We start from the raw sequence: 11,800 nt of genomic DNA, 5'->3' as shown, positions 1-11,800 counted from the left end.
ATCCCCAAGCACCAGATCGCCAAAAAATTGAAGCCTGCCCCATTTCTGCCACAATGTTTGACACAAATTTGACGAAAATAACTAAAAACAGTCAATTTTGGGCAGAGCAAATGATCAGAACGTTCATAACGACAGGCATGGCCTTCGCGTTGATAGGCTGCACGACGGTCGGGCCAGACTACGAACAGCCAACGATGGATTTGGCACCCGAGTTCGTTCTGGGCGGATCAACAACCCTTCTAGATGGCAGGGCTGACCCTTGGTGGCAGCGGCTCAATGATCAACTTCTAAATGATTTGGTCGTCCGCGGCGCGTCGCAAAACCTTGATGTCCAATCTGCGATTGAACGCATAGCGGCTGCAAACGCCGCCTTGGGGCAAACCGGATTGAATGCACAAACCGACGGCTCGATTTCCGCAAATAGTCAGCGGCGGGGCATTAACGGGACGACTGACTCGACGCAAACCTTAGAGATCAATGCTGGATACGTGATTGATTTGTTTGGAGGAGTTGTGCGTGGCCAAGAGCGGGCCATCGCCACGTTTCATGCCTCACAGCTTGATGCCGGTACAATCCGTCTGGCGTATCTCGCAGACCTGACAAACAGCTATATACAGGCACGCTATTATCAAGAGGCCGCCGCGGTTACCCGTCAGACGATTGCCAGCCGGCGTCAAACCTTGTCCGTCGTGAACCAACGGCGCGCTGTTGAAGAAGCAACGGAGTTAGAGGTGCAACAAGCGCGCTCGCTTCTGGCTTCGGCCGAAGCGTCGCTTCCAATTTTAGTCGCAAATTTCGAGATCAACGTCTTCCGAGCGGCAACCTTGGTGGCAGAACCAGCCGCTCCGCTGCTTGAACAAATGCAGCGTGGCGCGCCGCAACCCCGCCCGTCCGGCGTTACTACGGTGGGTTTACCGGCTGATCTGTTGCGCAATCGTCCGGATGTTCGGGCAGCAGAACGCAACTTCGCGGCGGCGACGGCACAGGTTGGAGTAGCGCAGGCCCAGTTGTATCCGTCAATTGAGCTGGCTGGAACGCTGGGCATAGGAACCGTAGACCGGTGGTCTTTCGGCCCCTTCGTATCAATTCCGATGTTAAACCGTGGGCTTTTGCGCAGCCGCAAGCGGGTGGCTGAATCCGCTGCGCGCGAGGCCGAACTGGCATGGCGCAAGTCAGTGTTAAATGCAGTTGAAGAGGTTCAGACAGCGATGACGCTATGTCGAAACTGGAACCTGCAAATTCGGCACCTTAGACGTGCGGCAGCGTCGTCAAAAGCCGTTCTAAATTTATCGCGTGAAACCTACGCGCTAGGGTCCGTCACGTTAGCAGAGGTTCTGGACGCGGAGCGCGTTTATGCCAACGATCGCCTAACGCTCGCAGATGCCGTTCGCAATTTCTCTGTCAGCTGGATGCGTTTGCAGGTCGCGACAGGGCGAGGGTGGAGTGTAGAGACGTTCCGTACGATCAGCGAAATGAAAGCGCCTGACCTGACTCCTGATCCATTGGGCGTCGAAGCGGAGCGATACGCGACGAACAACTAAAGCCACGCCTGACGCCCTATTCGAAACTGCTGCCGTCGATTGCGATCGTGCCGTTAGCGCCGATAGCATTGTGGCTTTTGTTCAAAACCTACACAATCTGCCAAAAAATAGCGCGACGCAGGCAAGCGACGGCTGGGAAAATGGCCCAGAACGCTTTGAAATATATGAAAAGAGCTAGGTAACCTAACAATAGGGATAGCATTGATCGTATAGGACTAGTCCGGGTAATTATAATCCCTGACAGCCTGCCAGACATCGCGGTTGATGGATTTCAGCTCTGCGATCGCCGCCTCAACATCCTCGGCAGCGGCTGCATCAAGTGCGTTAACCTGCCCCATCATAAGCTTGTCTTTACGGTCCGCGATCCGCATTAGTATGGATCGCGGGTTCTCGCCGTCGCTGTCAAATGCATAAATACAATGATTGTAGCGGTTGCGTAGAGCTGACTGACGTTGAATACGTCCCGTTAACTCGAGAATACGGCTGCGTTCCTCCGGCTTGATACGCTCGAGCTTGGAAAGCCTCTCTACCATGTCGATACGAGCCCGGGTGGTATTCAATGTAAGAAATACAACCGTGGCAATTTCCTTATCCATCCCCGAAAGTCCGGCGATCAGGTGAATCAGCAGGCTTTCCGTATTGGTCCAACTGTAGTTGAGCTTGCCGATCAACAGCAGGAAGGCGTCGAAATCGATAGGGCCGTCCGCCTTCACCATGCGCTTCGCCTCCTTAACCTGCAGGGTCCCGGTGATGATACCAATTCGCAGCTTCGGTGCGGTTATGAACACCCAGCTTAGCAATGATATGGTGCATGTGTAATTTTACGGTGTGTTGCGAGAGTTGCAGTTCATCCGCGATGATCTTGTTCTGCTTGCCCTTCGCGGCAGCTTCCAGAACCTGCAATTCCCGTGCAGTCAGATGAACCGCGTCAGGCTTTTGGTGGTCCTCGACCAACTTCTGCGACGCTTTGTGAGGTGTTGTTGCATTCGTCAAAGACTGTTCACGGACAAAAAGCTCTGAAGGGAAATAGCTTTCACCCGACGCCAGAAGCCGGACAACCGACAACCAGAAATCGAGGTTCATATTCATCGGCAGAAAGCCGACTTTTCCCCAAGACGTTTCAATCCGTATACGGTCGGCAAAAGAACGCGCAATTTCAATATCTCTAAATGCTAAAGCGACAGTGGCCATCGGAAACGCCGCACGAAGTTGCGGCATAATCGTGGTTAAGCTCTCCAGCATCGACTCGTCCACAATTATGAGGCGAATAGATTGCGTTCGCGTTTGCCCCATCAAAAGTAAATCATTTACCGCGGCTGTTCTAATGCAACTGATGCAGGGTAATTCAGTTTCAACAAGACTCAATGCTGTATCGGAAAAGCTTAGCGGATTGCCTACGAAAGCACATCCAACGGTCTTGGTATTCAGGTTTTTTTCAGCGATTTTCATTTTTATTTACTCATATAACTAATAACTGACTGTTCTTATCGCCACCACACATGTGGTGTCATCGTATCGTATAGCTCTGCTCCCGATTGCGTGTCGCCACTAAGGTTTTTCGCCCTAAGCACAAACCGCTGAGTGAGGCGACGCCAAATAGCTTTCAAGCCGCCCTAAAGCAGCCTCTTGGGTACTTCCGGTCATCGGGTAATTAGAGCTCCCCGGATGCACCCGTTATTCGCCCAAAAAGAGGGCGAAATAAAAATTACCACTTTCTTTAAAGGACAGGCACTCAGCAACCCTCACCAGACTTCTTAACTGGAGATTAATGTAACATGAATTTCGGTAATTGTCCGCCACTCCTTCGCTTATGTGTGGCCTTAACCCTACTTCTGTCGCGAATGCAGGCTGCTCTTTATAGCTATTGAAACGGCATCTTGGGCATAAACCTTTTGATATTGAGCGCGTTTTTTCTTTCCAAAAACAACGCAGTGTCATGAGTTTCTGTTCCTAATCCTATGTCCAGCTTTCCGATTTCCCTGTTTCAATAGAAACTTCCTTTATCACGAATTCTGCGTGATGCCGAAGTTAGATTCGACGACGGTTTCGGGCTCATCATCGGGACATTTTCCCGAATCACTACGATGCCGCCCTGCATTTAAATTTAAGCATCGGGGGTACTGCCAACGAGAAACTTTACATCACTGAACGGGTGAACCTTGGATCGAGCTATCGTCTGACGTTCCCAAAACCAAACTTCAAATCCAAACAGCATCTACACGTTGGTCGCATTATATAGAATGGCGGTCCCGTAGATGTCTTTTACGGAGGCACCAAAATGTCAAATAAAAACAACTTCATTTTCCCTTGGGGGCACAACGGCCACCAGGATCAGGACCAGGAACAAGATCAGGACCAGCTGCAAGCGCAGGCTGAGCTACAAGCCCAGCTGCAAGGTCAAGGTCAAGGTCAAGGTCAGTACCAGTCTTCCAACAGTGATAACGACAATGACAACGGAAATCACAACGGGAATGGTAACGGAAACGGCAACCTGAACGGCAATGGTAACCTGAACGGAAACGGGAATGGCAACCATAACGGCAACTCGAATGCCAGCTCGAACGGGAACGCAAACGGTAATGCGAACGGGAACCTCAACGGGAACCTGAATGGCAACCTCAACGCCAACCACAACTCCTCGGACACGGATGTCGACGTGCATGTCGGCGTTGATCTGGTTGGTTGGGAACCAAGTGACGATGATTTTGCCGATATCGACCTGACCAACTCGGCCGCTGGCGACTTTGTTATGGCTAGGGGCGATGTGGACTACAGCCCCGGCGATGACATGAACCTTGAAGACATCCTGAACGATGCTCTGAACGGTGCTGGCAACGACTCAGCCACGATCAACGCGCAGTCCAACAAGTTGGTGGACAACGACACACTGGACCATGTGTCGAACAATGGCACAATGACCCAAACCAACACATCCAGTGGCGGTCATGCGAGATCTGACGATGGCATCTCTGCTGGCGCAGATGGTGGCAGGGCCAACGGTTCAGCCTCTGCTGACGGTGGCGGGGCCCTTGGTGGTCTTGGCGTCGGTGGTGCAGCTGGTGCAACTGGTGGCGCAAGCGGTAACGGCGGTCACGCCGGTGCAACAGGCGGCACAGGTGGCGCAGGTGCAGCTGGTACAGCGGTCGGCCTTGGTGTCGGTCTTGGAGGCGCGTCCTCCGGTGCTGGTGCAACTGGCGGTGAAGGTGGAGCAGCTGCTTCGCTTGCAGCCGGCTTGGGTGCCGGTACAGCATTGTCAGGTGCCAACGCTGAAGGCGGTGACTCTGGTATCGCTGGCGGCGTAGGTGCTGGGATCGGCGCAGCTGGTTCTGCTGCGGACAGCAGCAACACCGGTGACGCTGGTGCGATTGGTGCAGGACTTGGCTTGCTGGGTCTCGGTCTTGCTGGTGCTAACAATGGCTCCACAGGCACCGCTGATGCAGATGCTCTGGGTGCCGGTCTTGGTGCTGGTCTAGGAGCAAGCGGTGACGGCGGCGACGCTGGCGCAATCTCCGGTGCAACTGGATTGGGCGCTGGATTGGCCAACGCAGGTGACTCTGCTGGTGGTGCTGGTGGCGACGCCGGTGCAATCTCCGGTGCGATGAACAGCTCAGCTGGCTATGGCGGCAATAATGCTGCCAATGGCGGCGCTGGTGGTGACGGCTATGGCGGTCACGCCTGGGGCGGTGACTCTGGCAATGCGTTCGGTGGTCAAGCACAGGTCGGTGGCGTTCAAGCTGGCGGCGGCTCTGGTGGCAATGGCGGTGACGCCTTCGCTGGCGGTGGCGGCGACGGTGGCAACGCTGGCATGTGGGGCTCGAACAACGGTGACGACGGTTACGTCACCGGCGAGTCTTTCGCATCGGCTGCCTCGCAGATCGATACATCTGCGTTCAACCAGACCATCGTGCAAGGTGCCAACGTGCTCGGCAACACTGTCGATATGACAGTTGTCGGTGGCTCGTTCAGCTCCAGCTACATCGGAGACGATAGCGATGGCGCATAGGCTTTAAAACTGAACCTGAGCCCGAAGAAATTCGGGCTCAGGATCTAAAATTTCCAATTTCTCTATTTTTAAGAACGAACACAAAATTTTGCGCAAAAATATTTTCCGAACGACCCGAGGCGCGCACCCATTTTAACTCAAAGCGAGGCTGCGATGTTAATGGATAAAATGACCGAAATGGTCGCCCACATGATCGGTATATTTCATACCACCATGGAAGATGAACGAATGCGGGAAGCCTATGACAAGTTCAAGGCGTTAAAGGCCGCTGATCCAGACAACGACCCCTTGGAGGCGATGGGGATCAAGTTCAAAGCAAAACATGTGCTTGAAGGCTTCACGCCAAGCCTACGCTATTCGGATGAAGCCCACTCTGCCCCTGCCGACGACATCAACACCCCCTTCTATTCGTCCGCAACCATTGCAACTGCCAAGCTCCACTCGATCGCGCCAACCCCTTCAGAAACATCATCAATTGTGACTGTAGCCATGGGCATCGGTCGTCCGCTGCTTAAGCTTGAGCCACCCGGCAGCGTTGTCGTCATCACCGCGCAAAGCGCATATTTGAGCGATAACGACATCACGATGCTGGGGTCTGGCGATACCCTTTTCACAGACACAGCGGAATTTTTAGACCAGTTAATGCAGTATCAAACCATCGCGACGGCCATCGCCAGCCCGGTGACTGCCGAAATGATTACGCCCGGTGAAAACGCGGCACGCGATGCCATCAAACTGCATGAAAAAGTATCCACGGCTGAGGCCACGATGATGTCAGGTGTTCTGGCAACAATGCAGCACAATACCGATGCAATCGGGATGCGCATCAATGGTGAGGAAGTCGAAGAAATTCCAACATTGAACGACCTGTGGCCCGCCTTTAAGTCGGCCAATGCCGATGACGCACAAGACGCGTCAGGCGAAGACGGCGAACCGCTTGCAGATCAAGCTGCGACAGAACTTGAATTGAAAGATCCTTTTCAAGGGTTAGCCAATAGCAAGAATGACAATGGCCCTCCTGAAATCGAGGACGGACATGCCGTTGTCGCCGGTGCCAACACGCTGGTAAACGAAGTCCTGATAAATACGGCCTGGCTTGATGCACCGGTAATTTCGGTCATGGGAGACGTGGTAAATCTGAACGTGGTCTCGCAAGTCAACGTCCTTGTGGATCATGATATCGGCGTCTTTGACGACTTAAAAACCTCTACATCGATGAACGCGGCACATGTAGCGGCGACCGCCACCACTCCGGAACCCGAAGCGGGTGAAGAAGCAGACGATACAGCCGACCTGGGATTACCTTCGAACTGGGCCGTGACAAAGATTGAAGGGGACCTGATCGCCGTCAACCAAGTCAGCCAATACAGTTTCGTCACTGACAATGATTGCGCAGAAATCACGTTTAACAGCGCGAACACGTATATCGGGCTCGGGGATAATTCGGTCATTAACCTAACCGACCTATCCGAACTTGGGTTCGGGTTTGACCTGATCATGATTGGCGGCAGCATGATTTCGGTCAACTGGATCAGCCAGATCAATGTCATGATAGACAACGATACGGTGACCTATTCCGGCGATACTCCCGCAGGGTTTAGTGGCAGTGACAACTTACTGTTCAACGGCGCGGTGATTAACTCCATAGGCGTCGACAGCTACGGCGAGATGCAAGCGAACTTCGCCGCAGCAAGCGACAGCCTCGCCAATGGGGGCCTGACGATCGATGAGAGTGTGGCCCATGACAGCGTGTTCGAGGGCACTGAAATCCTCCGCGTTCTCTATATCGAAGGCGACCTGACAACGATCAACTGGATCGAGCAAACAAACGTGTTGGGCGACTCCGATCAGGTTCATCTTGCGATGGAAAATTTTGAGGCCGCGACGGGCGCCTCCGTGACTGTAACCGCAGGGTCAAACTCCACCATCAATGTCGCGACCATCAACGAATACGGCACTGATTCCGCCATTGCCGTGAACGGCGATGTCTATGATGACGCATTGCTTTACCAAGCCGAGCTCATTGACACCGACGCCGACCCGCTAGGCGTGGACATGCCCGCCCTAGCAACCGAAGCCGTCGCTTTTCTGGCAGACGACATGATGTCCCCCGACATGACACCCGCCGATGCAGCAATTGTAGCAACCGCGTCTGAAAGCACCGCATCTTCTGATGTGATGCAGTCGATGTTGGCCTGACAGGATATTAAATTTCATGACTTTGACCGAATTAACGAGATCTGCCGAGGCACTAAAAAAGCCAGATGGAAAACACAAAATGCGCGCGCCAAGCGGTTCACCTTCCGCGCGCAAACCAGACCCTCTGCCTTTGACCGAAAAGCAACGCGTCTTCCCGGATAAACGGGTGGTTTTTGAGAGCAGACGAAAACTGGCGAAGGGCTTGGGAGGCGAACAGATTGACGGGGATACCGGTCCAATCTTGAACCAAGGCGGTGGTAGCAAACCCCCGGGTACGTCCGACGGTGGCAAGGGGGGCGGAGGTGGCGGTGGCGGCGGTTCTTCTAGCTTTCACAAACGCGCGGCACCTGATCAGTTCTTGCAGCAGCTCAACTCTGGAACACGGGTCGTCAAAAGAAACCTGATGTTCGTTATGATTTTGACCTGCGCAACAAATCTGCTGGTCTTGTCGATCCCGATCTACTTGTTCCAGATTTCCGACCGTGTCCTGACCAGCCGGTCGCTGGACACACTTGTCATGCTCACGGCGGTTATCGTTGGCGCAGTCGTCCTACAGGCAATTTTCGATGCCGTGCGCCGCTTCATCCTGATGCGTACCGCAGTTGAGGTCGCCGTGAGACTTGGCGCACCTGTTTTGAGCGCCGCGGCACATGCCTCACTTCACGACAACGGGCGGCAGTATCAAACCTTGGGTGATCTACAACAGCTGCGCGGCTTTCTCACATCCGGCACGCTAATCTCTTTTCTGGACGTGCCCTTCGCGCCGTTATTTATCTTCGCAATCTTTTTGGTTCATCCACATCTTGGAATGATCGTGATCACCGCATCCGTGGTTCTGATGATCATCGCGCTGATCAACCAGAAGGTAACTGCCAAGCCATTCGCCGAGGCAAACTTGGCCCAGAGCAAAGCCAACATGCATCTGGATTCCATGTCCCGCAACAGCCAGATCATCAACGCATTGGCGATGGTTCCGGAGGCGGTAGCACTTTGGGGCAAGGACACAGCGGACTCGTTGCGTGCGCAGGTGCGCGCGCAAGATCGCAACATCGCATGGGCGGCGGTGTCACGAGCGTCACGACTGCTGACACAAATTGCCATGCTGGGCTGGGGCGCGTTCTTGGCCATTCAAGGCGAGATCACGGGTGGGATGGTGATCGCGGCGTCGATCATCGCAGGCCGAGCGCTTGCCCCGATTGAAGGGTCGATCGAAGGCTGGAACGGTTTCATCTTGTCACGTTCGGCTTATGGCAGGGTCCGCTCCCTGATGCAGAATTCCGTTCAACGGTTCGAAAAGCTGGTGCTGCCGAATCCGGAAGGCCGGCTCAATGTTGAACGCTTGTTGTTCGTACCCGTTGGCACAAAGCAGGTCATTTTGAACGGGCTCACTTTCAGCCTGAACCCCGGTGAATCCTTGGGTGTCATTGGCAACTCGGGTGCTGGTAAAACAACGCTGGGCAAGATGCTCGTCGGATCAATCCTGCCAACGTCCGGCAACGTGCGTCTCGACCTGATGGACCTGCGCAATTGGGACACACGCCAGTTGGGTGAAAATATTGGCTATCTGCCGCAGGACGTCCAACTTTTCCCCGGCTCCATCAAAGCAAATATCGCGCGAATGCGTGCAGGCGCAAAAGACGAGGATGTGCACCGCGCCGCAATGCTGGCCGACGTTCACGACATGATCGCGATGCTTCCGCACGGGTATGAAACGATGGTGCAAGCCGATGGCTCGCCGCTGTCAGGCGGTCAGAAACAACGCATTGCTTTGGCCCGCGCGTTCTTTGGCAATCCACGCCTTCTGGTGCTGGATGAGCCAAACTCGAACCTCGACACCGCAGGAGATCGCGCACTTGCGAATGCAATCAGACATGCAAGTCAAAACGGCATCACAGTGGTGGTCATCACCCAGAAACCATCTTTGTTGAGCGTGGTGGACAAGATCATGCTCATGGCGGATGGCAACATCGGCATGTTCGGTCATCGCCAACAGGTTCTCGAACAACTCGCGCAACGCAATAGGCCGGGTGGAAATCTCCCTCCGGCAAGCGGCGGCGCAGGAGGTCTTCCTAATGTCTAATGTGACCGTCTACACAGCCCAACCAGAATGGTATGACAACGTGCCGCGCTCCGTGACAAAACACATTGTCTTCGGCCTGCTGTTATTCGTCGTCGCGTTCGGTGGGTTCGGGTTTTGGGCGCTGAAAGCTCCTTTGGCCGCTGCTGTCATCGCACAGGGCAGCTTCGTCGCCACTGGTCGCAACAAAATCGTCCAGCACCTTGAAGGTGGCATCATCAACGAGATCCTCATCGACGAGGGAGATACCGTTGTGAAGGGCGAGCCCATTCTGTTGCTCGATGAAACTGCGGCGTTGGCCACTGAACGCGAGCTTTTTCTGCGGCAAATTCGGCTAGAAGCGATGGAAGCGCGGATATTGGCGGAGCATTCAGGGGCCGAGAAATTGACCTTCCCAACTCATATCGAGGCATTGCGTTCAGACTTCGACGTGGCCTCGATGCTGGATGGACAGACAATCACCTTCGACGCAGCCTCGCGGCAACTGCGCAACGACATTGCCTTGTTGGAACAAAGCATCGAAGCGCTGACCGTTCGATCATCAGGGTACAACTTCCAACTCGTCGCGACACAAACGCAACTCGACATCCTCAGAGAGGACTTGGACAGCAAACAAGAACTGCTTGAGAGAGGGCTCATTCGCCGGCCGGAAGTAAATGCCCTTCGTCGCGCGATTGCAGAAGCTGAAGGGCAGACCGGACGGTTGATCGCAGAGAAGGATGAAATCGTCGAGGTGGTCGCACGTTACGAGGCCCAAATTGCCCAAACCATCAGTGAACGCCAAAGTGTGGCGCTTGATGAATTGCAACTCGTCCAGTCCGAACTGGAGAGTGTGAGCGAGCAAGCCCGCCGTGCCGAGAGCATTCTGAAACGCTCCGAAGTGTTGGCACCGGTCTCTGGCACTGTCGTCACCCTGCACTATCACACCGCAGGTGGCGTGATCGAAAGCGGGAAACCCATCGCCGAAATTCTGCCCAGCGGCGAGCCGTTGATCATTGAAGTGAGCGTCCCGCGCACCGAGGTTGACGTGGTGCATCAAGGTCAAATGGCAACCGTGCGATTGACCGGATTGAATGCCCGCACAACCCCGATTTTGGAAGGCAAGGTGTTCTATGTTTCGGCCGATGCGATCCTCGACCGCCAGCAAGAAGTCCCGCAAGAAGTCTACGTCGCACGCGTTTCCGTTTCACCAGAACAACTAAACCGCGTGAGAGGGTTTTCCCCGACACCAGGGATGCCAGCCGAGATCATGATCCAGACCGAAGCACGGACATTCTTCCAATACTTGATCAAACCGATCACCGACAGCATGAACCGGGCATTCCGCGAGCAATAAGCTCGGGATGAAACTCGACTGCTTGGGATAAAGTGGCGCGCTGGGGAGGATTCGAACCCCCGACCCCTTGATTCGTAGTCAAGTACTCTATCCAACTGAGCTACCAGCGCGCGGGGTGTGGGCGATGTAACCCTGCCCCCCCGCCATTGCAAGCCCATTTTAGCGACTTCCTGAAAGAACATTGGCTGCGGGTCTCGTTTCGTCGATCCTCGGCACGTATACTCGATTTTGCCTCTCCAAACTGGAACTCGGTGCGGCGCTTCAGCGCTATCGCACCGTCCTTACATGGATGTCGACATAGCTCGAAGTCGTTCACGCCGAGCCCGAGATTGCAGCTTTTGAAGTTCGCTTTTGGACACATCACTTTTGCCGACACTCGCCACTGTCCCGACTCCGAACCATTCATCCGTTGTATCACGAACAGCATCCCAGAATGTTTTCTCAGGAACGGGCTCGGGCTCCACCGAGCGGAAGCCAGCAACGCGCGCGCCCGGTTTCGCAATCTTGGCCTGCCCCGAGAACGTATCGTAATTCTTGTCTACGGAATAATCACCCCGGCCGACGCCCAAAACCAACAGAAGCATAAAAACGCTCAGGCTAAACAGAGCCATCTTCCAAACAACTTTAGCGACCATTCCAGTGCC

At 54.4% G+C, this 11,800-nt stretch carries 8 protein-coding genes and 1 tRNA gene; 5 read left to right on the top strand and 4 right to left on the bottom strand.

Features of this window, described 5'->3' with window-relative positions:
- Positions 1 to 110: 110 nt before the first annotated feature.
- Complete coding sequence (locus BUB72_RS07425) at positions 111 to 1,541, top strand: efflux transporter outer membrane subunit (RefSeq protein ID WP_073142347.1); 1,431 nt, start codon at positions 111 to 113, stop codon at positions 1,539 to 1,541.
- 215 nt (positions 1,542 to 1,756) lie between these two features.
- Here the strand turns inward: BUB72_RS07425 and BUB72_RS07420 are convergent, their stop codons facing one another.
- Positions 1,757 to 2,257 (bottom strand): hypothetical protein, encoded by a 501-nt coding sequence (locus BUB72_RS07420; protein ID WP_073142345.1) that lies wholly within the window; start codon positions 2,255 to 2,257, stop codon positions 1,757 to 1,759.
- 13 nt (positions 2,258 to 2,270) lie between these two features.
- The gene (locus BUB72_RS19075) at positions 2,271 to 2,990 is read right to left on the bottom strand and encodes a helix-turn-helix transcriptional regulator (RefSeq protein ID WP_083588603.1); all 720 of its coding nucleotides are present in this window, start codon (positions 2,988 to 2,990) and stop codon (positions 2,271 to 2,273) included.
- A gap of 829 nt (positions 2,991 to 3,819) precedes the next feature.
- Here BUB72_RS19075 and BUB72_RS19180 point away from each other — a divergent pair.
- The 4 genes from BUB72_RS19180 (at position 3,820) to BUB72_RS07395 (ending at position 11,156) form a co-directional block, all read left to right on the top strand.
- Positions 3,820 to 5,544, top strand: coding sequence for a hypothetical protein (locus BUB72_RS19180; RefSeq protein WP_073142343.1), 1,725 nt, complete (start codon positions 3,820 to 3,822; stop codon positions 5,542 to 5,544).
- Positions 5,545 to 5,703: 159 nt separating this feature from the next.
- Complete coding sequence (locus BUB72_RS07405; protein ID WP_139250630.1) at positions 5,704 to 7,743, top strand: type I secretion protein ATPase; 2,040 nt, start codon at positions 5,704 to 5,706, stop codon at positions 7,741 to 7,743.
- Between the two features lie 79 nt (positions 7,744 to 7,822).
- Positions 7,823 to 9,823, top strand: coding sequence for a type I secretion system permease/ATPase (locus BUB72_RS07400; protein WP_083588601.1), 2,001 nt, complete (start codon positions 7,823 to 7,825; stop codon positions 9,821 to 9,823).
- Positions 9,816 to 11,156: an HlyD family type I secretion periplasmic adaptor subunit gene (locus BUB72_RS07395; RefSeq protein ID WP_073142336.1), complete on the top strand. Its 1,341-nt coding sequence runs from the start codon at positions 9,816 to 9,818 to the stop codon at positions 11,154 to 11,156. The genes BUB72_RS07400 and BUB72_RS07395 overlap by 8 nt, the downstream gene beginning before the upstream one ends.
- 33 nt (positions 11,157 to 11,189) lie before the next feature.
- Here the strand turns inward: BUB72_RS07395 and BUB72_RS07390 are convergent.
- A tRNA-Arg gene (locus BUB72_RS07390) sits at positions 11,190 to 11,266 on the bottom strand.
- A 171-nt stretch (positions 11,267 to 11,437) separates the two neighbouring features.
- On the bottom strand, positions 11,438 to 11,791 hold the full coding sequence (locus tag BUB72_RS07385; RefSeq protein WP_073142334.1) for a hypothetical protein: 354 nt from the start codon (positions 11,789 to 11,791) through the stop codon (positions 11,438 to 11,440).
- Positions 11,792 to 11,800: the final 9 nt, after the last annotated feature.

The organism is Litoreibacter ascidiaceicola (assembly GCF_900129235.1).
In the GTDB taxonomy this organism is placed as follows: domain Bacteria; phylum Pseudomonadota; class Alphaproteobacteria; order Rhodobacterales; family Rhodobacteraceae; genus Litoreibacter; species Litoreibacter ascidiaceicola.
The sequence above is the reverse complement of the archived record's forward strand: the minus strand, read 5'-3'. Positions and strand labels throughout refer to the sequence as shown.